23 protein-coding genes and 1 pseudogene are annotated in these 26,636 nt (G+C 55.4%); 11 read left to right on the top strand and 13 right to left on the bottom strand.

The window, feature by feature from the left end; all coding sequences use genetic code 11:
* Positions 1 to 44: 44 nt before the first annotated feature.
* Genes CLV88_RS09030 through CLV88_RS09020 form a run of 3 tightly spaced genes read left to right on the top strand, consistent with a single transcriptional unit; the run spans position 45 to position 4,535 of the window.
* Positions 45 to 2,456: a GcvT family protein gene (locus CLV88_RS09030; RefSeq protein ID WP_106608067.1), complete on the top strand. Its 2,412-nt coding sequence runs from the start codon at positions 45 to 47 to the stop codon at positions 2,454 to 2,456.
* The gene (locus CLV88_RS09025; protein ID WP_243403615.1) at positions 2,449 to 3,207 is read left to right on the top strand and encodes a beta-keto acid cleavage family enzyme; all 759 of its coding nucleotides are present in this window, start codon (positions 2,449 to 2,451) and stop codon (positions 3,205 to 3,207) included. The genes CLV88_RS09030 and CLV88_RS09025 overlap by 8 nt, the downstream gene beginning before the upstream one ends.
* The gene (locus CLV88_RS09020) at positions 3,204 to 4,535 is read left to right on the top strand and encodes an aspartate aminotransferase family protein (RefSeq protein ID WP_106608065.1); all 1,332 of its coding nucleotides are present in this window, start codon (positions 3,204 to 3,206) and stop codon (positions 4,533 to 4,535) included. The genes CLV88_RS09025 and CLV88_RS09020 overlap by 4 nt, the downstream gene beginning before the upstream one ends.
* Positions 4,536 to 4,543: 8 nt before the next feature.
* On the opposite strand, the gene CLV88_RS09015 is transcribed toward CLV88_RS09020, so the two are convergent.
* The 6 genes from CLV88_RS09015 to CLV88_RS08990 form a co-directional block, all read right to left on the bottom strand.
* The gene (locus tag CLV88_RS09015) at positions 4,544 to 5,848 is read right to left on the bottom strand and encodes a TRAP transporter large permease (RefSeq protein WP_106608064.1); all 1,305 of its coding nucleotides are present in this window, start codon (positions 5,846 to 5,848) and stop codon (positions 4,544 to 4,546) included.
* On the bottom strand, positions 5,848 to 6,372 hold the full coding sequence (locus CLV88_RS09010; RefSeq protein WP_106608063.1) for a TRAP transporter small permease: 525 nt from the start codon (positions 6,370 to 6,372) through the stop codon (positions 5,848 to 5,850). The genes CLV88_RS09015 and CLV88_RS09010 overlap by 1 nt, the downstream gene beginning before the upstream one ends.
* Positions 6,373 to 6,383: 11 nt before the next feature.
* Positions 6,384 to 7,367: a TRAP transporter substrate-binding protein gene (locus tag CLV88_RS09005; protein ID WP_165798845.1), complete on the bottom strand. Its 984-nt coding sequence runs from the start codon at positions 7,365 to 7,367 to the stop codon at positions 6,384 to 6,386.
* Positions 7,368 to 7,534: 167 nt separating this feature from the next.
* The gene (metG, locus tag CLV88_RS09000) at positions 7,535 to 9,247 is read right to left on the bottom strand and encodes a methionine--tRNA ligase (RefSeq protein WP_106608061.1); all 1,713 of its coding nucleotides are present in this window, start codon (positions 9,245 to 9,247) and stop codon (positions 7,535 to 7,537) included.
* Between the two features lie 103 nt (positions 9,248 to 9,350).
* On the bottom strand, positions 9,351 to 10,619 hold the full coding sequence (locus CLV88_RS08995) for an MFS transporter (protein ID WP_106608060.1): 1,269 nt from the start codon (positions 10,617 to 10,619) through the stop codon (positions 9,351 to 9,353).
* A gap of 138 nt (positions 10,620 to 10,757) precedes the next feature.
* On the bottom strand, positions 10,758 to 11,423 hold the full coding sequence (locus CLV88_RS08990) for an ImuA family protein (RefSeq protein ID WP_243403614.1): 666 nt from the start codon (positions 11,421 to 11,423) through the stop codon (positions 10,758 to 10,760).
* Between the two features lie 104 nt (positions 11,424 to 11,527).
* On the opposite strand from CLV88_RS08990, the gene speB reads away from it, so the two are divergent.
* Complete coding sequence (gene speB, locus CLV88_RS08985) at positions 11,528 to 12,487, top strand: agmatinase (RefSeq protein WP_106608059.1); 960 nt, start codon at positions 11,528 to 11,530, stop codon at positions 12,485 to 12,487.
* A 96-nt stretch (positions 12,488 to 12,583) separates the two neighbouring features.
* Positions 12,584 to 13,627 carry an aldo/keto reductase gene (locus tag CLV88_RS08980; RefSeq protein ID WP_106608058.1) on the top strand — a complete coding sequence of 348 codons (1,044 nt, stop codon included), beginning with the start codon at positions 12,584 to 12,586 and terminating at the stop codon, positions 13,625 to 13,627.
* Between the two features lie 29 nt (positions 13,628 to 13,656).
* On the opposite strand, the gene CLV88_RS08975 is transcribed toward CLV88_RS08980, so the two are convergent.
* The gene (locus CLV88_RS08975) at positions 13,657 to 14,463 is read right to left on the bottom strand and encodes a hypothetical protein (RefSeq protein WP_133169933.1); all 807 of its coding nucleotides are present in this window, start codon (positions 14,461 to 14,463) and stop codon (positions 13,657 to 13,659) included.
* Positions 14,464 to 14,673: 210 nt separating this feature from the next.
* Positions 14,674 to 15,431, bottom strand: a pseudogene (locus CLV88_RS08970) (IS5 family transposase).
* A 217-nt stretch (positions 15,432 to 15,648) separates the two neighbouring features.
* Here CLV88_RS08970 and CLV88_RS08965 point away from each other — a divergent pair.
* Positions 15,649 to 16,821: an amidohydrolase gene (locus CLV88_RS08965; protein ID WP_106608056.1), complete on the top strand. Its 1,173-nt coding sequence runs from the start codon at positions 15,649 to 15,651 to the stop codon at positions 16,819 to 16,821.
* A gap of 59 nt (positions 16,822 to 16,880) precedes the next feature.
* Here CLV88_RS08965 and CLV88_RS08960 read toward each other — a convergent pair whose 3' ends face one another.
* Positions 16,881 to 17,249: a hypothetical protein gene (locus tag CLV88_RS08960; RefSeq protein WP_106608055.1), complete on the bottom strand. Its 369-nt coding sequence runs from the start codon at positions 17,247 to 17,249 to the stop codon at positions 16,881 to 16,883.
* A gap of 234 nt (positions 17,250 to 17,483) precedes the next feature.
* On the opposite strand from CLV88_RS08960, the gene CLV88_RS08955 reads away from it, so the two are divergent.
* Complete coding sequence (locus CLV88_RS08955; protein ID WP_106608054.1) at positions 17,484 to 17,963, top strand: hypothetical protein; 480 nt, start codon at positions 17,484 to 17,486, stop codon at positions 17,961 to 17,963.
* A 2-nt stretch (positions 17,964 to 17,965) separates the two neighbouring features.
* Here CLV88_RS08955 and CLV88_RS08950 read toward each other — a convergent pair whose 3' ends face one another.
* The 3 genes from CLV88_RS08950 to CLV88_RS08940 are packed head-to-tail and all read right to left on the bottom strand — an operon-like array spanning position 17,966 to position 20,889.
* Complete coding sequence (locus CLV88_RS08950; RefSeq protein ID WP_106608053.1) at positions 17,966 to 18,517, bottom strand: TadE/TadG family type IV pilus assembly protein; 552 nt, start codon at positions 18,515 to 18,517, stop codon at positions 17,966 to 17,968.
* Positions 18,518 to 18,523: 6 nt separating this feature from the next.
* Positions 18,524 to 19,060, bottom strand: coding sequence for a TadE/TadG family type IV pilus assembly protein (locus CLV88_RS08945; RefSeq protein WP_106608052.1), 537 nt, complete (start codon positions 19,058 to 19,060; stop codon positions 18,524 to 18,526).
* Entirely contained in the window at positions 19,057 to 20,889 is a 1,833-nt protein-coding gene (locus CLV88_RS08940; protein WP_165798844.1) for a TadE/TadG family type IV pilus assembly protein, read from the bottom strand. Before CLV88_RS08940 ends, CLV88_RS08945 begins: the two co-directional genes overlap by 4 nt.
* A 325-nt stretch (positions 20,890 to 21,214) precedes the next feature.
* Here CLV88_RS08940 and CLV88_RS08935 point away from each other — a divergent pair, with 325 nt between their 5' ends.
* The 3 genes from CLV88_RS08935 to CLV88_RS08925 all read left to right on the top strand — a co-directional run bounded on the left by CLV88_RS08935 (position 21,215) and on the right by CLV88_RS08925 (position 24,292).
* On the top strand, positions 21,215 to 22,645 hold the full coding sequence (locus CLV88_RS08935) for a Glu/Leu/Phe/Val family dehydrogenase (RefSeq protein ID WP_106608050.1): 1,431 nt from the start codon (positions 21,215 to 21,217) through the stop codon (positions 22,643 to 22,645).
* A gap of 3 nt (positions 22,646 to 22,648) precedes the next feature.
* On the top strand, positions 22,649 to 23,248 hold the full coding sequence (locus CLV88_RS08930; RefSeq protein WP_243403613.1) for a DUF6151 family protein: 600 nt from the start codon (positions 22,649 to 22,651) through the stop codon (positions 23,246 to 23,248).
* Positions 23,249 to 23,332: 84 nt separating this feature from the next.
* Positions 23,333 to 24,292, top strand: a complete 960-nt coding sequence (locus tag CLV88_RS08925) for a DUF6268 family outer membrane beta-barrel protein (RefSeq protein WP_243403612.1) — start codon at positions 23,333 to 23,335, stop codon at positions 24,290 to 24,292.
* Between the two features lie 7 nt (positions 24,293 to 24,299).
* On the opposite strand, the gene CLV88_RS08920 is transcribed toward CLV88_RS08925, so the two are convergent.
* Positions 24,300 to 25,187 (bottom strand): SGNH/GDSL hydrolase family protein, encoded by an 888-nt coding sequence (locus tag CLV88_RS08920; RefSeq protein ID WP_106608048.1) that lies wholly within the window; start codon positions 25,185 to 25,187, stop codon positions 24,300 to 24,302.
* Between the two features lie 123 nt (positions 25,188 to 25,310).
* Here CLV88_RS08920 and CLV88_RS08915 point away from each other — a divergent pair, with 123 nt between their 5' ends.
* The gene (locus CLV88_RS08915) at positions 25,311 to 26,579 is read left to right on the top strand and encodes a sarcosine oxidase subunit beta family protein (protein WP_106608047.1); all 1,269 of its coding nucleotides are present in this window, start codon (positions 25,311 to 25,313) and stop codon (positions 26,577 to 26,579) included.
* The last annotated feature ends 57 nt before the right edge of the window (positions 26,580 to 26,636 follow it).

The following is a 26,636-nucleotide window of genomic DNA, read 5'->3' as shown; positions in this document are numbered from 1 at the left end:
TCAGTCAGCGGCCCTGGTCATCAAGGCCCACTCAGGAAAAAGCCATGCCTAACACTCTGCCCTCTCACGCATCTGTTGTCGTCATCGGCGGCGGTATCATGGGATGTTCGACGCTCTATCATTTGGCAAAAATGGGAGTGAGCGACGCCATTTTGCTGGAGCGAAATGCGCTAACGTCGGGAACAACCTGGCATTCAGCCGCGCAGGTGCGCGCATTGCGTCACTCGCGTAACCTGACGCGGATGATCCAGTATTCGGTTGACCTTTATGCTCAGCTAGAAGCCGAGACCGGGCAATCGGTTGGATGGATCCAGAAAGGCAGCCTATCGATTGCAACAACTCCAGATCGGTTGACCCATGTGAAGCGCCAGGAGGCGTTGGCGCATGCTTATGGTATCGAGGTGGCGTCGATTTCGGCAGGGGAGGCCAAGGAACGTTGGCCGTTGATGAATGCCAATGACGTTTTGGGGGCGGTCTGGTCGCCAGACGATGGGCGTGTGTCACCTTCGGATGTTTGTGCTGCGCTTGTTAAAGGGGCCAAAGGGCTGGGCGCGAAGATTTTTGAGCGAACAGGTGTTACCGGGATTTTGTCAGAAAACGGTCGAATAACGGGCGTTGAAACCACCCAAGGTACGGTCATGTGCGATGCCATAGCCTTGTGCACCGGTTTGTGGTCGCGAGAGGCAGGGGCGATGGCCGGGGCCGAAGTGCCCGCGCTGGCGTGTGAACATTTCTATCTGTTGACCAAACCGATTGATGGCATAGTTGGCAATACGCCAACACTGAGCGATCATGACAGCCATCTTTATATTCGCGATGATTCCGGCGGCTTGCTGGTGGGGTGTTTCGAGCCGATGGGCAAGCCGATCAAGCCGGGTGTGCTGGACAAAGGGTTTGAATTTGGCCTGTTGGGCGAGGATTGGGACCACTTTGAACCAATGATGGAGCTGGCATTACATCGTTTGCCCGCGCTGGAGACGGCAGAGGTTAAGATGCTGTTGAACGGCCCGGAGAGTTTCACGCCGGATGGCACGTTCATGTTGGGCGAGACCGCCGAGACCAAGGGGCTGTTCCTTGGGTGTGGCATGAATTCGGTTGGGTTGGCGTCGGGCGGCGGTGCAGGTATGAATTTGGCCCATGCCATTGTGCACGGTCACACAGCATATGATTTGGGTGAAGCAGACGCCAAGCGGTTCGCGCCTGTGTTCAATTCGCTCGACCACCTTATGGCACGTGCACCCGAAATATTGGGGACGCATTACGACATTGCGTATCCCGGAAAACAGCTCAAAACTGCCCGTAACTTGCGCGTTTTGCCACTCGATTGCGAATACCGGACCGCAGGTGCACACATGGGCCAGTTTTACGGATGGGAGCGACCTCTCTATTTTGGCAAAACCGCTGAGCCGAAAATGACGTTTGAAAGGCCCGACTGGTTCGAGAATGTCGCGCGCGAAGTCAAGGCAGCGCATGAGGCCGCAGCAATTTTTGATGCGTCATCTTTTGGCAAGATCGAAGTGAATGGACCAGATGCCGAGGCTTTCCTGTTGCATACCTGCGCGGGTCACATGGCGCGTGCGCCCGGCTCGGTGATTTACTCAGCGGTCTTGAACGCACGGGGCACGTTCGAGAGTGACATTACCGCTCAACGCATTGCACAGGATCACTATCGCCTTTTTGTCGGAACCGCTGCGATCAAGCGCGATCTGGCATGGTTCCAAAGCCACGCAGACGGGTTTGATGTAAATCTCACGGATAGCACAGAGGATTACGCGGTACTTGGTCTGATGGGACCAGAGGCCGCGCGGATTGTTGCGGATTGCGGCGCGCCGGAATTGAACGAACTGGGGTATTTCAAGGTTGGTCCTGCACATATTGCGGGCAAACACGTGCGCGCGGCACGGATGTCTTATGTTGGCGAGGCCGGGTGGGAAATTACCATGAAGTCCGAGAATGCCGCAGCGATTTACGCCGCGCTGACGGCGGCAGGGGCTGTGCCCGCGGGGATGTTTGCACAAAGCTCCATGCGGATTGAAAAAGGGTTCTGCGCTATGGGGCATGAGCTGGACAGTGACGTCTCACCCATTGAAGTTGGTCTTGATTTTGCAACGCGGAAGAAAGGTGGCTTTATTGGAGCCGAAGCTTTGGCCGAGCGGCGCGAGGAGGGTGCGAAATCACAAGTGATTTCGCTGGTACTGGACGACGAAGCGGCTGTGCCTTTGGGGCATGAGCCTATCTATCTGGATGGCAAAATCATCGGTCAAACAACGTCCTGCGCATTCGGCTATCGTGTCGGAAAACCGGTGGCGCTGGCGCATCATCATGGAACAGTCGCGCACGGAGCGCGGGTGCAGGTCGATATTGCGCGGGTTTTTTATGATGCTACCGTCGTGGTTGGTCCGCTGTTTGATCCGGATGGAAGCCGTATGAAAACGGGAGCGATGAGCCTTGTGTAAGCCGCTAATCATGGTCGCCCCAAACGGGGCGCGGCGTAGCAAAGCGGACCATCCGGCCTTACCTGTTACACCTGACGAGATCGCAGAAACGGCCAAGGCGTGTTTTGCGGCGGGGGCGGACGCGTTGCATCTTCACGTGCGCGATGATGACGGGGCGCATTCACTCGATTCTGGGCGGTATCGAGAGGCAATGACAGAAGTCGCACGAGCGGTGCCAAATATGCGATTGCAGATCACGACCGAAGCCGTGGGAATCTATTCGGTCGCGCAACAATTGACTTGTTTAAACGAGGTCGCGCCAAACTGGGCGTCTGTTTCGGTACGTGAGATTGCACGCGATCCAGAACTGGCGTCACGGGTCTATGCCACCTGCGCTGACATGGGCTGTGAGGTGCAGCATATCCTTTATGACTCTGACGACATTGATCTGTTGCAGCGATGGTGGGCGGATGAAACTGTGCCTGCGAAGCAAGACAGCGTTTTGTTTGTTCTGGGGCGATACAGTGCGGGACAGGTTTCAAAGCCGTCTGATTTGAACCCGTTTTTAGTTGCGTTGCCGAACGCAAAAAATTGGATGCTATGCGCTTTTGGTCCGCAAGAGCATGCCTGTCTTGTGGATGGTGCCGGAAGAGGTGGCAATCTGCGGGTTGGATTTGAGAATAGCCTTGTGAGCGCAACCGGGTATCAACACGCAAACAACGCCGCTTCAGTCGCGGCGCTGGTGACAACATTGAAAAGGAACAAAGGATGAGCCACGTCTTTCCACGCCATTGTCATTCCACGCAACCCGTCGCGGTTGGTGGGGATGGTTGTTTCCTGATTGATGCTGATGGCAAGCGCTATTTTGACGGCTCTGGCGGGGCGGCGGTTTCGTGTTTGGGGCATTCCAACACGCGCGTTACCGAAGCGATCAAGACACAGGTCGACCAGTTGGCCTTTGCGCATACTGGGTTTTTCACGTCCGAACCCGCAGAAGAACTAGCCGATCTTTTGATCAAGCACGCACCGGGCGATCTGGACCGGGTTTATTTTGTTTCGGGCGGCTCGGAGGCGGTCGAAAGCGCAATCAAACTGGCGCGTCAATACCATCTTGAAAATGGCGAGCCACAGCGGCGGCACCTGATCGCCCGGCGGCAGAGTTATCATGGCAACACGTTAGGCGCATTAGCGGCGGGGGGAAATGCGTGGCGGCGCGCGCAGTTCTCACCGCTGTTGACCGAAGTAAGCCATATTGCACCCTGTTATGAATATGCGGAACGGGCGGAGGACGAAACGCTTTTTGATTATGGCCAGCGCGCTGCGCAAGAACTAGAGGATGAAATCCTGCGGTTGGGTGCGGACAGTGTCATGGCGTTTATTGCTGAGCCTGTGGTCGGGGCCACGTTGGGCGCCGTGCCACCGGTTGAGGGGTATTATCAACGTATCCGAGAAATCTGCGACACCTACGGCGTACTTTTGATTTTGGACGAGGTGATGTGCGGCATGGGGCGCACTGGGCATTTGTTTGCTTGCGATGCTGAGGGCGTTGCGCCGGATATACTTTGCATCGCCAAGGGGTTGGGGGCCGGATACCAGCCAATTGGTGCAATGTTGTGCACAGGTGAAATTTATGGCCGGATCGCAGATGGTACCGGATTTTTTCAGCACGGACACACCTATCTTGGCCATCCTGTGGCGGCGGCGGCGGGTTTGGCTGTCGTGCGGGAAATTCTGGAGAATGATCTGGTTGCGCAAGTGCGCGCGCGTGGGGTTTATTTGGAAACTCAGCTCAGGCGCCGATTTGCCCAGCATCCGCATGTCGGCAATATCCGGGGACGCGGCCTGTTCTGGGGCATGGAATTTGTCGCGGATCGCGACAGCAAAAGACCGTTCGATCCGGGGCTTGGCATTGCCGGGCGGTTGAAAAAGGCCGCCTTTGCGAATGGGTTGATCTGCTATCCGATGCCGGGCACGCGGGATGGTCGGCATGGGGATCACGTAATGCTGGCACCGCCCTTTATCTCCAGCGAAGCAGAATTGGATGGCGCTTTGGACAGCCTTGAACACGCCATCGTCGATGTGGTGGACAGCGCCGCATAAAGCGGCGCTTATCCAAACATCGAGTCGGGCAATAACAGTGCGATGTTTGGGAACAGTACGATCAAAATTACCACTGCGGCCATGGCAAACCAGAACGGCCAGATGCCGCGGAAAATCGTACCAAGCGGCACATTTGGCGCAATCCCTTTGACTACAAATACATTGATCCCGACGGGTGGCGAGATCAGAGCCATTTCCAAAACGATCACCATCAGAACACCAAACCAGATCATGTCGACACCAAGGGACTCCAATATGGGTTGAACCAACGGCACGGCGAGAACCAGTATGGCAAATCCTTCGAGGAAAGTGCCAAGCACCATGAACATGATCAGGATGGCAATCACGACCTGCATCCCGCTAAAACCCTGAGCCTCGACCCAGCCAGTCATTTTGATCGGCAATCCGGTGAAACCAACAAAGGTTTTGAACACAAATGCGCCGAACAAGATGAGAAAGACCGTGCCTGTGGATTTGAGGGCGGATGAGGTGACATCCTTGATATTGGTCCAAGTCAGCGCGCGACGCATAATTGTGACCAGAAAGGCCAGAATGGCACCAACCCCGGCGGCCTCAATCGCGGAGAAAACTCCTGCGTAAATGCCGCCAATTGTTATCAGGATGATCCCGATGATCCATCCAGCCCGCCCAAGCTGGCGCAGGCGAATGCCAAGCGGCGCTCGCTCGGCGGCGCTGGGCGCTTTGCTGGGCGTCGCCGTTACAACGAGCCAGATCGCAATAATGAACATCGCCGTTAGCAGAAGACCGGGCAACACACCGGCCATGAACAAACGGCCAATGCTCTCTTCAGTAAGAATGGCATAAACTACGAACCCGGCTGACGGCGGGATCAGGATGCCCAATGTGCCACCTGCTGCAACCGCACCTGTGGCAAGGCCGTCGTGATATTTGTAGCGTTGCATCTCTGGCAGGCTGACACGGCCCATGGTAAGGGCCGCTGCGAGCGACGAGCCGGAGAGTGCTGAGAACCCGGCGCAGCCGACAATAGTGGCCGAGGCCAATCCTCCCTTGAGATGGCCAAACCAGCTATGTGCCGCATCGTAGAGATCGCGGCTCATACCCGACACCCCCGCCAAATTGCCCATCAGGATGAACAACGGCAGGATGGTAAGTGGATAGTTCGACGCCTCGCCAAATATTTCGCCCGCAATGACCGGCATGGCGGCGGGAGGGCGGATGAGGTAAATCCCCAAACCTCCTGCGATCATCATGGCAAGGCCCACAGGTACCCGGATGAATAGCAGGACGAACAGCGCGATGAACCCGGTCGCCGCGATTGTTTCTCTATCCATCAGTCGGCTACCTCGTTCGGATCATCGCCTGACCAATGCAGCAAGCCGATGATCAAGTGAGTCAGGATCAGGGCCGCAAAAAAGCCCATGGCCAGACCAAGCACGTAGTAGAAAGGTGTGTGAATAATGCCGAGATTTGACGTCATCGCACCGCAAGGCATTCCGCAGCTGCCCTTAACAAAAAGCGCGTAAGACGCGAACGCCATCATGGCAAAGGCGAGCAAACGTCCGATGGCATCAGTAAACCGGGTGAAAGCCCGCCCAGCAAAAATCGTGATGATATTGACCGATACGTGACCTTTGTGAATGGCGGTCCACGCAACCGATGCAGCGACAATCACGGTGAGAGACATGGTCGAGAGGTCTTCGATCCCGAAAATGGGCGCGCGCAAAACATAGCGATAAAACACCGACACGCCGGTAATCGCGACCAGAACGACCAAAGCCAAGCCGCCCGCAATCGCAAATAGAGATGCAATTGCGGCCAGTGCGTTTTCAAACTTGTTTAGTTTGTGCGCAGTCATACGGAGAACGCTCAGTTCCCCTGCATCAGCTTTGTAACGTCCGCACCAGTAAGCCCCTGACCAACCTCAGATGCCATCCATGCGTCCATTGCCGGTTGAATAGCTGCATCCCAACGCGCGGCCTCTTCATCGGACAGATTGATAATGTCCACACCATTTTTGGCAGACACATCCAGCGCTTTTTGAGCGATGGCGTCATAAGCTTTTGCGCCCTGCATCGACAGCCATTTGCCTGACGCTTCGTCGACCCACGCCTTTTCCTGATCGGACAGACCGCCATAGACCCCCTTGTTCATCAATAAAATAAAGGCAGACCCTGCACCCGGGACGCCAACAGTGATGTAGTTGGTCGGCTCATGCAACTTGAACGACAGGGCGGCGGATGGGTCTATGGACACCACGTCGACCACACCATTCGCAAGGTTTTGATTGATCACGCTCACCGGTTGCGACACAGCCGAGGCGCCTAATGCTTCGGTAAACGGGATGTCCTGCGCTGACGTTACGCGCACGATTTTCCCGTCGAGGTCTTCCAACGTGCGGATTGCTGTATCCTTGGAGAACAGAACCTGCGGGCTGTTTGCCCAAAGCGCCAGGATCTTGGCGTCAAATTCGTTCTCAATCACGTCATAAGCGCGCCACATGGCTTCGGTACAATCCACGGCGGTGTCGCACATGTTGGGCGTGGTCACGGATGTGGCAATCGGAAACAACTGTGCCGTGTATCCCGGCAAGTGAAAGGCCACGTCCGCAACTCCGTCAAGCAGGATGGAATATTGCTTGGGAGGGGCTGAATTCAACGCGCCGCCAGCAAACTGAGTGACAGTCATTTCGCCGCCGGATACTTCGGCCAGCTTCTCAGCAAAGGGCGTGAACACCGCGCCATTCATCGGATGTTTTGGTCCCATGAAGTATGACAGGCTCAGGTCTTTGGCCGATGCAGCGGACCCGATGAACAGGGCCACGCTGGCAGCTAATGCACCAACTAGTTTCATGATATCCTCCCAGTATGCGTTTTGCATGCCTCGGGCGGCGACGTGAGCGTGGCTCCTCTTCCAACGCTGACGCATTGCCACAAGGGCATTTATAATAGAAGCGTAGGGGCCGACCTGCGTGTCTGCAAGTTGGTTAGAGGTCGCGAAAATAAGTTTTTGCTATTAGCTTAGTCACGTTTTCCCGCGAAACGGGTTTGCCAGTCTTCTCTTTCTTCATCCGATATCTTGCGGAATGTTACGTCGGGCACGGTAAAGGCATGCCCCGGCTTAAGCACCTCCAGTGCTGCGGGCACATTATCGGGCCAAGAGGTGTCGTCTGTGTTCATTGCCGCTAAAAGAGCCTTGCTGGCGTCGGGGATGAACGGCGCGGATAGCACAGCATAAAGGCGGATCAGGTTCAGCGCCAGACGGATCTGTGCAGCGGCCTGTTCCGGATCGGTTTTGAACACCGACCAAGGGGCGGCGTTTTGCAGATATTCATTGCCAGCCACCCAAATGGCACGCAGCTCTTGCGCAGATTTGCGCACTTCCATTGAGGACATATGGTCCTCGTAGGCGCGAATGCGGGTGGTGAGCTCTGTGATGAGCGCGGTTTCCGTTTCGCCAAATGCGCCTCCGGTGGGGACCTCTTCGCCGAATTTGGAACGGCAGAATTTTGTGACGCGGCTGACGAAGTTGCCGAGCACATCGGCGAGGTCTTTGTTCACCGATTGCTGGAAGTTTTCCCACGTAAATTCGCTGTCGCTGCTTTCCGGTGCGTGGCTGAGCAACCACCAGCGCCAATAGTCGGCAGGCAGGATTTCAAGCGCCTGATCCATGAAGACGCCGCGCCCACGTGAGGTGGAGAACTGGCCGCCATCATAGTTCAAGTAGTTGAAAGATTTTATGTAATCCACAGCTTTCCACGGTTCCTGAGAGCCGAGAATTGTGGCCGGGAAGGACAGTGTGTGGAACGGTACGTTATCCTTGCCCATGAACTGCGTATAGGTCACATCGTCGGCGCCTTTGTCGGTGCGCCACCAGCGTTCCCAGTCAGATCCTTTGCCGGCATCAACCCATTCCTGGGCGCAGGCGATGTATTCGATGGGTGCGTCAAACCAGACGTAAAAAACCTTGCCTTCCATGCCGGGCCAGTCTTCAGCACCGCGTTTGACTGGGATGCCCCAGTCCAGATCACGGGTGATGCCGCGATCCTGAAGGCCGTCTCCATCGTTCAGCCATTTGTTGGCGATGGATGTGGTCAGGATTGGCCAATCGGCCTTGGTGTCGATCCAGTTTTGCAGCTTTTCGCGCATTTCGGATTGGCGCAGAAACAGGTGCTTTGTCTCACGTTCTTCAAGATCGGTAGAGCCGGAAATCGTGGAATAGGGATTGATCAGGTCGGTTGGATCAAGCTGTTTGGTGCAGTTGTCGCACTGGTCGCCACGTGCGCTTTCAAAGCCGCAATTGGGGCAGGTGCCCTCTATGTAGCGGTCCGGCAAAAAGCGGCCATCCGCGTTGGAATACATTTGTTTTTCAGTGACTTCACTGATCAGCCCAAGGTCTGCCAACCGCCCGGCGAAGTGCTGGGTCAGGGCGTGATTCTGGGGTGAGGATGAGCGGCCGTAGTGGTCAAAGCTGAGGCGAAAACCGTCGGCAATGCGCGCTTGCACTTCATGTAGTTCAGCACAGTAATCCTCGACTGGTTTGCCCGCCTTGGTGGCGGCGAGTTCGGCGGGGGTGCCGTGTTCATCCGTGGCGCATAGGAACAGAACCTCGCGGCCGCGACCGCGCATGTAGCGGGCGAAAAGATCAGCGGGCAGCTGGCTGCCGACGAGGTTTCCCAAGTGCTTAATGCCGTTGATATACGGAAGGGCCGAGGTGATCAGATGGCGCGCCATATCAGGTTTCCTAAACTGCTGTTCGGCCCCGTCTAGCCCAATCCGGCGTGCAGTTCCAGAGGGCTAAATCGGGTGAAAATGCAACGTCGGTATTGCGTCGGTATTACGTCGGTTTCGCGTCGGTGTCATTTTCATCCGATTTGACATCTGGCTTGGCTTCGCGTTGGCGGCGGGTCAAGCGACCGATGGTGAAGGACGTACGAGGCGCATAGATGTACCGAGTGCGATTTTCCACCGTGGGACGGGCGCGCATCCGGTTTAGACCAAACAGGATGAGAACAACGTGGCCGGTTGCGATCATCATGAAAAGCGCGGAGGGGCCAAAGCGCTGGATCAACCCCGAAGCAAAGAGGGGCGCTGCAATGGCGCCAAGGGCAAAGAAAAACATCAGTGCCGCGGATAGCTCGACCCTTTCTTCGGACGTGGCAAAATCGTTGGCGTGTGCTGCTGCAACTGAATAGATCGGGAAAGATGTCAGGCCAAAGAATGTGGCGTTCATCATGACCAAGGTGGTGTTGCCACCGCCGATCAGGATGGTTGTCATACAAGAGAAAACGGCAGCACCAGAAAGCCAGATTAACACCCAACGGCGGTCAAATTTATCAGCCAGCCAGCCGACTGGGTATTGCGCGAGCGCGCCGCCCAGAACAAAAGCGGCGAGGAACCAGGCAATTTGCCCAGTGGCCAGCCCGACCTCGGTGCCATAAACCGGGCCGACCATGCGGAAGCTGGCGGCGCTGAGCGCGGCGACGAGCACCCCGGCGGCGGCCAAAGGCGATCGTGAAACTGCCAGCATGGGCCGCAGGCGCGGTGCGCTGGGGGTGGCAGGTTGTGAAGCTTTGGTGAGCGTGATCGGTAAAAGAGCGGCACAGCAAAGCAGGGCGAGCAGGTTGTAAGAGACGTAAGAGGCGGGTTCCAGCACGCCAATCACCAGCTGAGCCGCGAGAGATGCGCCCATATCGACCACGCGGTAGGTGCCCATGGCCCGACCACGGTTTTCGTTGGTGACCTTGGCCTGCAACCATGCCTCGACCACGGTGTAGCACCCCGCAACACATAGGCCGGAGGCAACGCGCATCACGGCCCATGCGATAGGGTCGATGATCAGGAAGTGGGCCAACAGGCCAATGGCACCGGTGGCGGTAAAGGCGGCAAAGGCGCGTGAATGGCCAATGCTGCCCATCAGTCGTGGTGCGAACCAGCAGCCGATGAAGAAGCCAAAGAAATGCGCAGAGCCCAAGAGACCGATTTGCGAGGTGGTGAAATCGAGCGCGATGCCGGAGATTGCGTCGAGCGGGCCGACGCCACCTGTGCTGAGTTGCAGGAGAACCACCGACAGAAACAGGGCAGAAAAGGAGATCATCAGTCGCATAACAGGTCCAGCATCGCGGATGGGTGGGGATGGGCTTGTGGTTATTCGACTTGAGCGTGTCGTTTTTGGGTGTTTGGTTCGGTTTAGTGGTTTCGCGGAGAGATGGCTACCTTTGACTTTTCATTGTGTGGCCTTTCGTCATGCTGAAACCTTGTCATTGGTATGATGAGCCTTTGCGGCGTCTTGATTTTCGGCGGTTTTTTCAGCGCAGTCCGGGTTCAGCTTTGCCTCTTTGGGCAGGCCGGAGAGCCGCCAACGCTTGACCGGGTCGGTGCGGGCGCGCAGGCGGGTGAGGATCCAGCTGTCGTCTTGGGCGATATGCGCGGCAGCCATGTGCCAGCGGCTTTCGACCCCTTGTGCACCGCCATCCCCCGGCGTCAGGATCAGGCCGAGCGGGGGCTGACCACTCTCTGCCGCGCCTGTTTCTGCGGCCAGATGCAGGCGGCGGACCGGGGTCAGGGCGGGGAGGCCGGGCAGATCAGCGACCACCAGCGGCACCAGTCCGGCGCGCAGGGTTTCCTCCATCGCCCAGAGCACATCCTCGGGGCGGCGGGGCGCAATAAAAGTGAAACGGCCCGGATGCACGAAGCGGGCAATACCATCGGGGTAGAGGGGCGCACCGCTCCAATCCGTGGCGATCCAGAAAACGGGGCCGCGTGTCTGGCGTGCCAGCCACAGGGCAAAGGTATATCGGGCACTGCCACACGCCTCGTGCAGGCGGGCAAGGGCAAGGGTGATGCCGGGGGCCACCTGCAACGTGGGGCGAGGTCGTTCCGGCGCGCGTTTGAAGAGGTGAGTCGCCATGAGGTTAAACCTATCATGTTCACTTTTTGTTCTCAAGCTGGGTGTCTTTACCCGCAGCGGAATTTCCGGCAACGTATCGCGATTGCAGAAAGGGGCGAGGCGAAATGAGCGAGCATGGTTATGAGGGCGGCAGGCTGAACCTGCCTTTCGTCGGGATCTCGACCTTTGGCAAACGCGCCTATGTCGAGGATTGGAGCGCCATTGACGCGGATGTCGCCGTGATGGGCGCGCCGTTTGATTTTGGCACCCAGTGGCGCAGCGGTGCCCGGTTTGGCCCGCGCGCAGTGCGAGAGGCGTCGACCCTGTTCAGCTTTGGCCATGCCGGGGCCTACGACCACGAAGACGACGCAACATATTTGCCAGGATCGGTGCGGATGGTGGATATCGGAGATGCCGATATCGTGCACACGCAGACCGAGAAAAGCCATGCAAATATTGAGGCCGGGGTGCGGGCGATGCTAGCCGCCGGAGCGCTGCCGGTGGTGATTGGAGGGGACCATTCGATCAACATCCCTTGCGTGAACGCGTTTGAAGGGCAGGGCGACATTCATATTCTGCAAATTGATGCGCATCTGGATTTTGTGGACGAGCGCCATGGGGTCCGCCACGGGCACGGCAACCCAATGCGGCGCGCGGCGGAAAAGGGGTATGTCACCGGGCTGACACAGGTCGGTATTCGCAATGTGAGTTCCACCGCCAAGGAGGGCTATGCCGATGCGCGAGATATGGGCAGCGATATTCTAAGTGTGCGGCAGGCGCGCACTTTGGGGCCTGCGGGTGTGATCGACCGCATTCCAGACGGCGCGCGGGTATATGTAACGATTGATATTGATGCATTCTGCCCATCCATTGCGCCGGGGACCGGTACGCCAAGCCATGGTGGGTTTCTGTATTATGACGTTTTGGAAATGTTGCAGGCACTTGCGCAGCGGCATGAGGTGGTTGGCATCGATTTGGTCGAAGTCGCGCCAGACTATGACCAGACGGGTTCAACCGCGATCTTGGCAGCGCAGGTTTTGTTGAACCTGTTGGGGTTCATCTTTCACGCGCGCGGGGTTCGGTAAGCCATCGCGCGGATGTGAATAGTCGGTTGTTCCTCTTGCGCGCGCCAGGGCAAGGTTTACGGTGCCGACAAACGCGATTGAGACAGGACGAAAATCATGAAGATGAACCCTTTGGGCCGCACTGGCATCGAAGTGACGGAACTGTGCCTGGGCACGATGCTGTTTGGTACTCAGGTCAATGAGGCCGATGCGCATAAACAGATCGATATGGCGTTGGATGGTGGTGTTACCTTTGTAGATACAGCAGAAATGTATCCGGTAAACCCAATCACCGCCGAAACGCAGGGCAGCAGTGAGGAATATGTTGGTAGCTGGATTGCCAAATCCGGTCGGCGCGGTGACGTGGTGGTGGCGACGAAACACTCGGGCACCGGGTTGAAGCATATCCGCGAGGGCGGGCCGATCACGGCGGAAAGTATTCCGGAGGCAGTCGAGGGCTCGTTGAAACGGTTGCAAACCGACTATATCGATCTCTATCAATTTCACTGGCCCAATCGCGGGTCATACATGTTCCGCCAGAACTGGAAATATGATCCATCTGCACAAGACCGGGCGTCAACGATTGCGCATATGCAAGACGCGCTGGGTGCGTTGCAGCGTGAGGTTGAAAAGGGGCGCATCCGAGCGTTTGGGTTAAGCAACGAAAGTGCCTGGGGCACAACAAAATGGCTGGACGTGGCCGAGGACGTGGGCGGCCCGCGTGTGGCGACGGTGCAGAACGAATACTCGCTGCTGTGCCGTCTTTACGACACCGATATGGCTGAGATGAGCGTCAACGAAGATGTCGGTTTATTGGCGTTTTCGCCGTTGGCCACTGGTTTGTTGACTGGCAAGTATCAGGGCGGTGTTGTGCCAGCAGGGTCGCGCAAGACGTTGCAGGACACCTTGGGCGGTCGCACCACACTGCGGGCTTTTGCGGCAGTGGATGCCTATGTGGACGTTGCCGAGCGCCACAGCTTGGATCTCGTGCATATGGCGTTAGCCTTTACCTTGCAGCGGCCGTTTATGTGCAGCTCAATCTTTGGCGCAACAACGCTGCCGCAGCTGGAGCATATCCTGAAGGTCGATGGATTGCGGTTGAGCGATGAGGTTATGGCGGAGCTGGATCAGGTACACATTGCACATCCGATGCCATTTTAAGCGCCGGATCGTAGTTAGCGAAACGCTGATCAGGTGTTGAAAAAGACGATGCAGACGATCGTAACAGCAAATGCATTTACGTAAACCGATAAGCTTAGGATGGTTTTTTTGGGGTTCATCAGAGGTATTCGGATACGTGCGCGCGCAAGGAGAGACGCCTTGCGCGCGGCAAAGATCACGGCCCCCAAAGTGTATATCATGATCGTGAAATACACTGATGCCATGATGAAGGGCGAGAGAACCAGGGAAGCTTGAAAGTTCGAGTTTTCGACGGAGGCTAATTCGTTGAGGAGTGCTCGCAATGAATCGTCCAACCGGCTCTCTTCGGAGGGGGTAGGAGGCGCGACAAAAGTAGCGGCGAGCTTTGTTGGGTCCGCAACAATAAGATCAAAGACACCGGAAATCGCGGAGCTCGCTGTTAAATTGATTGCCAAATACAGGGAGGTGATTAACACGGGGCCGCTGGCCGGGTTCCCGAATGAGCGACGGATTTGAGCGTCGTAACAGACCTGTTTACGAGTACTGGCGCCGTTCTTTGAAAAGGTGCTCTTGGACATAATATCTTGGCTCAAATTTGAGCAGTTCGTTGGAGACAAAGTGAAATCGGGTCGAACGCGCGTCACGTAATTCAGAAACCCATGGATTGTCATATCTTCGTCTACTGTCGACAGCATCTGGGTAAACGCGCTGGGATTCTGGTTGTTCCCCGTCACAAGCAAAGACAAGCCAGCGTTGTCATTGCGATCAGTTTCCTTGGTGAGCACAATTTTAACGCTGTAGTCCATCGTGTGGTTAATTGAGATGACCGAGCCCAAAATCGAAATAAAGGCAATCAACAAGGTAACGGTATAGGACTAGGCAAAATCAGCATAGATGAGCAGGCCGCGCTCAATCAGTGCGCTTGACCGAGCGAACAGTCGAAAGAAAATCATTGCCTGGTAGATCGAGAATAGCCCCAAAAACCAAGACGTCAAAAACGTAATGACATACGGGATGACCAAGTTATGAGCCGTGTATTCATTTGGAAGCGCGCTTAGGCTCTGGACTCATAGCCAAAACAACACTGCTGCCGCGAGGGCGATGGCAGACAGGAAGATTATCGGGCATCTGTCGTAGCGGGTCGCGACCCTGCGCCCGTCTTTCAACCGTCCAAACATGTTCTCAATCTTGTGACGGCTTCGATAAATCTTGGTGTCATGTTGGATGGCGTCTTTGCGGTTCCGCCGTGATGGGAAGCAGGGTTTGATGCTCTTTTCTTTCAAGCCCTTCCGAAACCAATCGGCGTCATAGCCGCGATCCGCCAGCATCCAATCGGCAGAAGGCGGTGAGGGTAAGAGCGCCCGCGCGCCGATGTAATCGCTGACATTCCCCGCAGTCAGAAATAGTTGGATGGGACGACCCACCGCATCGGTAACGGCATGGAGTTTCGAATTTAGCCCACCCTTGGTGCGGCCAATCAGGCGATCACGCCCCCTTTTTTAAGCCCCATGCTGGACGCTGTTCTATGGGTCTTCAGGTCGGTCGCATCAATGATTAGTGTGCCTGTTGCATCCCCTTGAGCGGCCAATTCGGTAAGGATGCGTGCAAAGACGCCCATCTGGGACCATCGCGCCCATCGGTTTTAAAGCGTCTTATGTGGCCCATAGTCTGACGGAGCGTCTCGCCAGTGCAAGCCATTGCGAATGACATGGATGATGCCACTGAGAACCTTTCGGTCGTCAGCACGAGCAACACCACGTGGCTTTGGGAACATGTGCTTGATGCGGTTGAGACGCTCTTGGTCGAGCCAGAACAGATGCGACATGGACAATCCTCCAGTCGCTGTTGAATCACGATGCAGCAAAGAATGGAATCGATCATCGAAAAGGCCGCTCAACGCGGCAAAGCAGTCATCTGACAGAAACGCTCAGATGACTGAGAAGAGCCCAGAGCGACCCGTGTAATCCGAGATAATTGACGACTTTTCTGTGACTTTCGGCGACAATCAAACGGTACCCAGTTATTATACCGTAGGATTGCCGATGGTCAGCCTTGCCGATTTCGATGCTCAATTGTCCAAGCTGGTTAAGTGGAGGCGTGATTTCCACGCGCATCCGGAACTGTCCTTCGACGTCGAGCGCACCGCTGGGCTGGTTGCCGAACGTCTGAAGCAGATGAGTGTTGATGATGTTGTCACCGGTGTAGGCCGAACGGGTGTTGTCGGCGTAATACGTGGCAATAGCACCCAAAGCAATCGCGTCGTTGGGCTCCGCGCAGATATGGATGCACTTCCAATGCAAGAGCAGACGAACCTTCCTCATGCGTCCAAAACCGAAGGTAAAATGCATGCCTGTGGTCATGATGGGCACACCGTCATGCTATTGGGGGCGGCGCAATATCTCGCAGCAAACAGGGATTTTGACGGAACCGTCATTCTCATATTCCAACCGGCAGAGGAAGCTGATGGCGGCGGGCTTGCCATGGTAAAGGATGGGTTAATGGAGCGTTTTGGCATTCAAAGGGTATTTGCGTTGCACAACGCGCCTCAACTTCCCGTCGGACATTTCGCAACCTGCCCAAACGGTGTGATGGGTTCTGCGGATTTGTTTGAAGTGAACATCACCGGCAAAGGATGCCACGCGGCATTTCCACATCAAGGTATTGATCCAGCTATTGCGGTCGGTCAGATAATTCAGGGCTTTCAAACGATTGTTTCAAGAAGCATTGCTTCGTCCACGCAGCATGTTGTCACAATCACGCAAATTCATATGGGAACAGCGGACAACATCGTCGCTGAAACTGCGCAAATTAGGGGGACCGTTCGCAGTCTGTCGCGTACTGCTCGTTTGGCGGGCAAACAGCGGATGTTCGAGATATGTAAGGGCGTGTCGGAGATGACCGGAGCCGAGGTTCATCTGAGTTACATGGACGATGTACCCGTGACCCACAACGACCCAGAGCAGACACAGGTGGCGTTGCGTGCAGCGGCCACGGTCGTGGAGCCGAGTGCTATAAATGGTAATCGCATGCCTTCCATGGGTGCGGAGGATTTCGCTTACATGCTTGAGGAACGCCCGGGAGCGTTCATGTTCATGGGCAATGGTGAAACGGCTGCACTGCACAATCAGGATTACGACTTCAACGACGACGCCATTCCGTACGGATGCGCGTATTTTGTATCCTTAGTGCAGAATGAACTGGCGACCCAATCCTGAAATGCAGGTTTGTCCGCAACCCGGTCATAGCCGTGTTTTCTGCTAGTGTCTGCTCTGGGTCAAAGCAACCGTTGACGCTGCGACCTGTTTATAGGTCCACAGCCTAGGCTGTCGCCGGATAAATGGCGCACCATATAAAAGCTGAAAATACTGGTTCCTACCAAGATGATCAGCAACGTGACCAACGAGCGAAACACGTCAAATCGTCCCATCGGGCCGGAGACATATACCCTTAGTATGGACTGCAACGCTTCGGAATAGGTGGCGTTTTGAGAGCCGTTTTCATCAGTTTCATTGTCTTGCTTAGTGGGGACAACGTAAGACAGAATGCGTTTTTGGCCATCGTCCCCCATGACTGCGTCGAAATAGGCGGCGATGCCGCCAATCGTTGCAATCGTAGTAGCGATGAGACCAAATAACTCTAGCAACCCGAACTCTCTCGTTTTCCAAACATGTGCATTGACTGTAACCGACGTCAAAGAAAAGCGTATCTGAAGCGCGGGCGGTGCTATTGTATTGCGGGCATTGCCACGGGTTTCGCTTGTCAATCTGATGAATTTAACCTGCTATGGGGCTACGGTATGCGCCCTCCTCCCCAGTTTCGCGGACTTGTAGCGCGCGGCGCGACAGGGTAGGCCAAAGGGCAGGTTTTGGGGGATGATATGCAAGAAGAAATACTCGCAGTTGTTGGCGCGTCGGCGCCGCGTCGGTGGTTTGGGATCGTCGTGATGGCGCTATTAGGCGGTATCTTGATTTACTTTGCCATGTCGACGCCCCCGACACTGCCTTGGCAGGTATTTCTGATCGTGACTGGCTTGGCGGCGTTGTGGCTGGCGGATAGGACGCGGCGGGCGACGGAGTATATGGTCGAGCTGACCAGCGATGGGTTGCGCAGCAGTTCCGGTGAAGTGATCGCGACGTTGGATGAGATTGCAAATGTCGAACGGGGAACTTTTGCGATGAAGCCATCAAACGGATTTCTGGTGCGATTGAAAAAGCCCCGGCCGCGCAGATGGCAACCGGGGCTTTGGTGGGCGATGGGCCGCAAGGTAGGCATTGGCGGCGTCACGCCTGGCTCACAGTCAAAGGTTATGGCCCAAATGCTTGAGGCGCTCTTGGTCGAGAAATCCTCGGGCAGCTAAAATTAAGTGTCAGACCAAGCCAGTTGCGGAGCGAAGCGCGGACGGGAGAACACAAGGGTATTCATGTCGATGGTGCCAAACCCAACATTGACGGAGGGGGCGTATGCTCCGTACGTCTGGACAAGGATCAGACGTTCGCCGTTTACAAGAGTCGGGAGCTTGTCTTCGAGATTGTTGAGGTCTGAAGCTGTCAGGGCTTCAACTAGCCCAGTGCCGTAGGACCAATCCAAAACATAATCCTCTTCAACGTCACTCCAGGACACAACGCTCACGCGCATCGTCTGATCCGCGTCCAGTGTGGACATGGTTTCAAACAAGTCGAGTGCATTATCGATGTAATCACCATTTACAGCCGCTGTTTCGCGCGAAAGCATATCAGAAACCGTAAAGGCGGCTTTTTCGGTGCTGGAGCGCGACTGGTACATGTCAAAGAAGACTGCGATGGCCATAAATGCCCAAAACAGGACGGGCATGATTACGACGGCTTCGACAGCGGCGGTGCCATTCGTGTCGTCACGAAAGCGGCGGAGGTAGGTTTTGAACTGTACGGTCATCTTGGCTTACCTCGGTTCCTGCACGAAAGCTGATGTTGAAACGAGGCGGTAATCGCCTGCGCTGTCTTTGTCGAATGCTGCCGCGAGCCCAGTCGTGGGGAACAGTGGTTCGATCTTGGCGCAGACCCGCAGTACCATCAGTTCGTTATCCTGTCCGTTGGTGAAAGAAACCACCGGTTGGATTTCTTCGGCACGGTTTGTGCACACTGTGTTTGTTGGGATGCCATCCCAATCGCGAAGACTGAGAGGGATCATTTCCAAACGTAGCGACGACGAACAGTTAGGGATGAAGTTGGCTTCTTCGCAAATTTGATCTCGCAGCATGTCATGTGTCGGGGCAGCCCCTGTTGTAAGGCGTACGTCTCGTACGACAACGTCCAGCGCGCGTTCCAGGAATGCATAGCGTAATGTGAGCATACCCAGTTCGACGGCGGATGCCATCATCACCAGCAGGAGCGGCACCATAATGGCAAACTCGACAGTTGCGTGGCCGTCTTCGGTTTTGCGGAAGCGACGCAGGAAGGTCTTGGAACGTTGTATCATTGGGTCAACCTCAGCTGGCGGATCGAAGTAGCAATGGCGGCAAAGGCATCACGAATTTCGAGACCGTCTACGTCAAAATAATGGCTGTCGGAGCTGGCGCAGTCCTGAAGTACGGCCTGACCGGAGTCCGGTGCTTCAAAGCCGATGGTGAAGACGATGATGTTCTCATCCTTAGCTGCGTCGCAGATGCTCTTTGTGCGGGTGTTCTTGGTTGAAGACCCCACATACTTGCGCACATCGTAGTACCAGTCATCCCATGCCTGGCTGTCGTTCATCCAAGGCTCGTAATGCTCTTCGACGTTCCATTCGAGCGACGTGTATGCCCAAAGATCAGGGTATTGCAGTCGAACCGCCTCACCGTCTTCGGAGACTGTGGTGATAACCTCTTCATAGGTTGTCCGATTGCCCCATTTCTTACATTCGCCCTTTTTGGAGTTGTAGCGTTTGCAGTAAGTTTCGACGTGCTCAATCCACTCGGACGAAGTGATTTCTCCGTTGCCATAGGGGTGGTCGGACCAAGTGTCGTCAAAGGGCCAGTAATAGAGGTCGTCGTCGTATTCGCCGTTGTCATTATCGTCGTAATGATCGGTACCTATATAGACAGAATATTTTTCCTCTTCGTCGTTCCACCAAATGTTAGAATCACCATCGCGGAAGTTGTCGTGGACATAGTACTGCGACGTATTCTTCCCATCCGTCATCAGAACGACCACTTTCAGGGACTCTGCATCATCGTATTCGTAGGGACGGCCGCTGAAGTCATTGGACACGTTGTCATTGTCGATCATGTGGTCGATCACGTCCTGTGTGGAAGGATCAAGTAGGGCGGTACCCCACTTCATGCCAAGATCAATGGACGTGTTTCCGCTGGCCCAAAGGCCATCGATGTAGTTTTTCAGCGTAGTTACATCATCTTCCAGAACCAGTACTTCGCTGCCGCTATCTGTGCGGCAGACCGGTGATGACACCAATTCTTTGGGGTCATTGTCGCGCCCGTCAAAATCACTCCAAGGGCTGAAATGTACGGCCTGTTTCCAGCGATCACCTGGGTTCAACTCAGTTGAAGCGAAGTCGCTACTCTCAAAATGAATGCAGCGGGAATATCCGTGCTGATTTGAGGCGGCATCTGCGGCACCGGTATCGAGGGCGGTATCTACATCCACATCACCTGTGGTCGAGGCGTTGAGAGTTTCAAATAGGTTATTGGGAACCGCGACCTGAGTTGCGTAAGGAATAATCGAAACAGACAACGTTCCATCTTCGGTGTTGTCGGACATCGCCTGCACAAAGTCCTTGGCGGCAACTTTAAGGTTAGTGAGACGCGAGTTGCTACCCATGGAACCGGACACGTCGAGCACCAAGGAAATTTCAAGATTGCCGATGCGTTCAACCGCTGTGCCCGAGGCCGGAACGGACAGGGTTTCGACACCAACCATTTTCATGAACATAGTGTCATGTTGCGAGGACGCAGCGGCTTCGACCTCGCGGAAGTTGAGACCGTCGCGGACTGTCACGTCGCTCAGATAGTCTGTCATACCAGCTTTTTCGAAGTAATCCTGCACAACAGCGTTGGGTTCACGCGTTTGATCAAGGTCTGCTGCCGCCAGAATGGCGCGGTCCAGCGTGTGCTGTAGGCGTGTGCGTTTCATTTCGGAATGCATCACATCAACGCCAATGCCACCAACCATCAAAATGATCAGGAACAAAAATATCGCAAAACCGACAACAACGCCGTCTTCTTCACGCCAGAATTGCGCTAACCACTCAGACTTAGAAGCTCGTCTCTTTCGAGCGGGCAATGGCTGGTCTTCTGCCTTGTAGTCTTGCATTTTACAGTTCCTCGTTCCGGCGCGCAATTGATGCGGCGTCGAACATTCGACACTTTGCACCACCCACATGTGTCGTTCATGAGTTCGGCGAAATTACGGCGAAAGATGGGTCAAAATTTGCGGAAAATCCAAAAAAACACCTTAATATACAGGTGTTTGGCGACAGTCTGGGGTGGGTTTGGCTTTTTGTTTCCAATTTTCCGGAGCTGTCACATTGGTGCCAAAGTTTTAATCATCTCTCGTCAATCATCCGGTTTCGGGCCTAGAGTGCCAATATCGAGAGTGCGGCGGTGAGTCGCAGTCCGAGCTTGTCGGGAGGTGTAGGATGAGCGCAAGAAATGAACCGAGTTTCCGTGAGAGTGTAGACCTGATGTTCAATCGGGCCGTTGCTTTGATGGACCTGCCACCTGGGTTGGAAGAGAAGATTCGCGTATGCAACGCGACGTATACAGTGCGTTTTGGCGTGCGGTTGCGCGGACAAATACAAACCTTTACCGGGTATCGGTCTGTTCACTCGGAACATATGGAGCCGGTTAAAGGCGGTATTCGTTTCGCCCCGACAGTCAATCAAGATGAGGTAGAAGCGCTTGCTGCGCTGATGACGTATAAATGCGCGCTGGTTGAGGCCCCTTTTGGAGGCTCCAAAGGTGGGTTGTGTATTGATCCTAGAGAATATGATGAGCACGAGTTGGAGCGTATCACGCGTCGCTTTGCTTACGAATTGGCGAAACGTGATTTGATCCATCCGAGTCAGAACGTGCCTGCGCCTGATATGGGCACGGGCGAGCGCGAGATGGCGTGGATTGCTGACCAATATGCGCGGATGAACACGACCGATATCAACGCAAAAGCCTGTGTGACAGGCAAGCCACTGAACGCGGGCGGAATTTCAGGCCGTGTCGAGGCAACAGGACGGGGGGTGCAATACGCATTGCGCGAGTTTTTCCGCGATGTTCGCGATGTTGAGAAGGCCGGGCTTTCCGGATCTCTGGATGGTAAGCGGATTATCGTGCAAGGGCTTGGCAACGTGGGCTACCACGCGGCCAAGTTTTTGAGCGACGAAGATGGTGCGCGGGTTATCGGGATAATCGAGCGAGACGGGGCGCTGTTCAATCCAAGCGGTCTGGACGTTGATGGGGTTCATCAATGGCTCACCAAGCATGGCGGCGTCTCAGGGTATCCGGATGCCACGCACCACGCAGAAGGCGAAGCCGTCATGGAAGAGGAATGCGACATTCTGATCCCGGCGGCACTGGAAGGGGTGATAAACCTCGCAAACGCGGCGCGGATCAAGGCGCCGTTGATTATCGAGGCCGCGAATGGTCCGGTGACAGCGGGTGCAGATGAGATTCTGCGCGAGAAAGGCACAGTGATCATTCCGGACATGTATGCAAACGCCGGTGGTGTGACTGTGTCCTATTTTGAATGGGTCAAAAACCTTAGCCATATTCGATTTGGCCGAATGCAGCGTCGACAGGAAGAGGCACGCCACCAGCTGGTGATAGACGAATTGGAGCGTCTGGACCGGTATCTTGGCGATGCGTGGTCGATGACACCTGAGTTCAAGAACAAGTATTTGCGTGGCGCGGATGAGCTGGAGCTTGTCCGATCCGGGTTGGATGACACGATGCGGATCGCCTATCAGTCGATGCGCGACGTCTGGCATAGCCGGGCGGATGTCCAAGATCTGCGCACGGCGGCCTATCTGGTGTCGATTGACAAGGTTGCGTCGAGTTATCGGGCCAAAGGGCTCTAGGCCGTGTCGGGCAGGGATATTGCTATAGCGTGTAGATGCGGAGCATTTCGCGCGGAAATACAAGATGCGAGCCCGAAAACGGGTTCGCATTTGATTTGTTATTGCAAGGATTGTCAGGCTGGGGCGCACGCGCTGGGGGCTGATGAAATTTTGAAACCTCGGGGTGGGTCGGACATTTTCCAGACCCTACCCAACCGGTTTCGGATCGTGGCCGGTGCCGAGCATCTGGCCTGTTTGCGGTTGTCACCCAAGGGGGTATTGCGTTGGTATGCGTCATGCTGTGACACGCCGGTCTGCACCACACTGCCTAGTCCCAAGTTGGCGTTTGTCGGCGTTTTGACCGCATTGATGCAGGGGGACGACGTAGGGCAGATGATTGGGCCGGTAACGACCGTGGTACATACCAAATTTGCCCAGCCCGGTCCGGGTACGCTTAGGGATCGTGGATTTGCAAAACTTGGTTTGCAAGTGCTGCGGCGTCATTTTGGGGCAGTGTTAAAGGGCACGGCCCGCGACACGCCGTTCTTTGATGACGCGCGCCAGCCGGTGGTCGAGCCGCGTATTCTGACGCTTGCAGAACGACAGGCAGCGACCCCGGACTAGGTGCAAATTTGCCCGGCTGATGCATAAAACTGTGCCTTTTGCGGAGCGGTTCACCCCAATCTATTTAATCCACTCGAATTCCCATTGCGTAAACCTCTGAAATCCGACGTGTTGTTGGGCGAGAGCTGGGTGTTAGGGCACAAAATGATCAGATACGGGCATGTGGCGGCCGCAATTGGCGCGGCAATGATGGTTTGCGCAGGCGGCGATGTGGCTGCGCAGCAACGCGGTGCAGGCTGGTCCTGGGTTGTGGATGGGTTGGCGGTTTATCAGTTTGAGGCTGATTTGAGCGGCGGAGGAACCTTTTCGGCCAACCGACAATTCTTGCGCGCTGGTGCGTTGTATCGTGATCTGGAAGGTACGTCCTATGGCGTATTGGCCAGTTATGGGCAGCTTGACTACGATTTTGCAGGGCCCGCGCCATGGGGCAATGTGACGGATTTTCGTGTGTCTGCTCCGGTGCGTTTCACGTTTGGTGAAACTGGCGCAGTATTTGTGTCGCCACAGGTGCGGTGGGACTACGAGAGCGGCGCGAGCGCTTCGGACAGTATGACATATGGCGTATTTGGTGGCGTCAGTTGGAAAATTAACCCAAACCTGCGGATTGGCCCGGCAATGGGAGTGTTCTCTGAACTGGGTACCAATGGGGTCGAGATTTTCCCCGCGCTTTTAGTGGATTGGGACATTGCTGATCGATGGAACCTGAGTACGGGCGCTGGGCTGGGGGCATCCCAAGGGCCGGGGGTTTCTCTGACCTACGAAGCCAGCGACACGGTGAACGTGTCTCTGATTACGCGTAGCGAAAAGGTGCGGTTCCTGTTGGATAACAGTGGAGTGGCACCGGGTGGTGTTGGGGAAGATTCTAGCGTGCCAGTTGTGATGTCGGTCGAATTCAAACCGTCGCGAGCGCTAACGCTGTCGGCCTTTGCGGGCGCCGAGTTTGATGGCCGTTTGCAACTGGAAAACACTGCGGGGTCCGTGGTCAGTTCGCAGAGCTATGATCCCGCGCCAATTGCCGGGTTTAGTTTTCGCTATATCTTTTAGTGAGACGTTATTCGACCAACGCGGCGGTTTCCATGTCCGAGAGCTGATCGTAAATCGCGTTGCAAAGTTCGCCACGCAAGGCACCCAAATGCTTGCGGGCAGCCTTTTTGTTCGGGTGATAAGGATCACGCACTGCGCCAGATTGTTTCCGGCGAAAGTGGGATTTTACACCCTCGTTCAAGGCTTCGGTTTTGGGGGTGAGACCGCTGATGAAACTGCATCGGCTGCCAGTTTTGGCAAAAGCCGCACGTATGCTTTCCTGAGCGGCGCGACGGCGGGCGTTGATTTTTTCGCTATAGCCCGGCGCCGTGGTCATAAAGATGCAAGGCATGTCGGGTGGTAGGTTTTTTTCCATTACTTTAACGTCAGTCACGGCTTTGGCTGGTTCGTCGATCCAAGTGCCCGTGGAATTGCCCAGAAACGCCATGATGAGCAGTTTGGGTTCGTAATAGTTGGGGCGCAGCATCGCTTTGAACGCTGGGGTATTCTTTTGACAGAACTGGTATTTCGCGCCCTGGCCAATCTGAACGTAAGGGTTTTTTGTGGTGTTCAGAATGCCGTAGCTGCCTGCGTTGACCTTCCATTTTGGATCAACGTCACAGATCATGCCTTTGGCTTTGCCCGATTTAGCGTTCCACGAGTGTAGAGATGTTGAACGCACTCCGATCACACCAACGCTGGCCTCGCCAAGTTTCTTTAGCTGGCGGGCCTGTCGTTTGTTTGGCTGGCAATTCTCTTTGAGGTTTTCGAAAAAACTGACATAGGCTGGTCCCGATCCAAAAGAAACCTGGCTGTCGCCCAAGACCAGAATATCTGGTGACTTGAACTCCCCCGCGCCTGCCCAGCTTGCCGATAAACCGATCCCCAGAACGGTCAGCAAAGTCTTGACGTTCATAATTCCCCACTTCTTTAGTTCTTGGGAGACTACTGCCTGAACAAAGTGATTGCAAAGTGAACTAATCGCGAGCAACTGTGCAAATTGCGTGAGGTTACGTGGTGACGAATAGAGAGGCCTAGGATGGGGTATTCCGGTAAGTTTTCTGGTTGGCGCGTTCTGAAAGAGGGACTGACTGGTAACAAGGGTTGGCAAGGGCACTGGCGAGAAGTGCAACCAAAACCCGAGTATGATCTGGTGATTATCGGCGGGGGCGGTCACGGATTGTCGACGGCTTATTATCTGGCCAAGAACCACGGGCTTACCAATGTTGCGGTTTTGGAAAAGGGCTATCTGGGTGGCGGCAACGTTGGGCGTAACACGACGATCGTGCGCGCAAACTACTTTTTGCAGGGCAACTCGGAGTTCTATTCCCATTCGCTGAAACTGTGGGAAGGTCTTGAGGAAGATCTGAATTACAACGTGATGCATTCGCAGCGCGGATTGATCAACCTGTTCCATTCTGATGGGCAGCGTGATGCCTTTGCGCGGCGCGGCAATATGATGATCAATCAGGGTGATGACGCGGTTTTGCTGGATCGCGAGGGGGTGCGCAAACATCTACCTTATCTAGACTTTGAGCAAACCCGGTTTCCGATTTACGGCGGGTTGATGCATCCGCGCGGCGGTACAGCGCGACATGATGCGGTGGCGTGGGGCTATGCGCGCGGTGCCTCGGATCGGGGCGTTGATCTGGTGCAAAACTGCGAAGTGACCGGGATCGACATTGAGGACGGCGTTGTCAAAGGCGTGCAGACCAGTCGGGGACCAATCCGTGCCAAGAAGGTGGGGATCATCGTGGCCGGGCGCTCGGGGCAGGTGGCTGCGATGGCCGGTCGACGTTTGCCTATTGAGAGCCATGTGTTGCAGGCGTTTGTGACCGAGGGTTTGAAGCCGGTGATTGATCACGTGGTCAGCTTTGGCATGGGGCATTTTTATATCAGCCAGTCTGACAAGGGTGGATTGGTGTTTGGTGGTGATCTGGATTTTTATGCGTCATACGCGCAGCGCGGCAATCTGCCAATGAAAGAGCACGTGATGGAAGCGGGCATGACGCTGATGCCGATGATCGGAAAGGCCAAGGTGCTGCGCAGCTGGGGAGGGATCATGGATATGACGCCGGACGGCTCGCCTATCATTGATCGGATTGACGGGATTGACGGTCTGTATATCGATTGTGGCTGGAACTATGGCGGTTTCAAAGCGGTGCCTGCATCTGGTTGGTGCATGGCGCATTTGATGGCCACGGACAGACCACATGAGGTGGCGGAGAAGTTCCGGTTGGATCGGTTCCGCACCGGCGTAGGGATCATGGACGAAGAAGGCACGGGCGCGCAGCATAATCTGCACTGATCGCGCAGGAAGAGGTTTGGGTCATGGGTATTTGGGAACATAGAGAAGTAAGGGCGC

Source organism: Shimia abyssi (assembly GCF_003014475.1).
GTDB classification, from domain to species: domain Bacteria; phylum Pseudomonadota; class Alphaproteobacteria; order Rhodobacterales; family Rhodobacteraceae; genus Shimia; species Shimia abyssi.
Note: the sequence above shows the minus strand (reverse complement) of the source record. Positions and strands in the feature narration are given on the sequence as shown.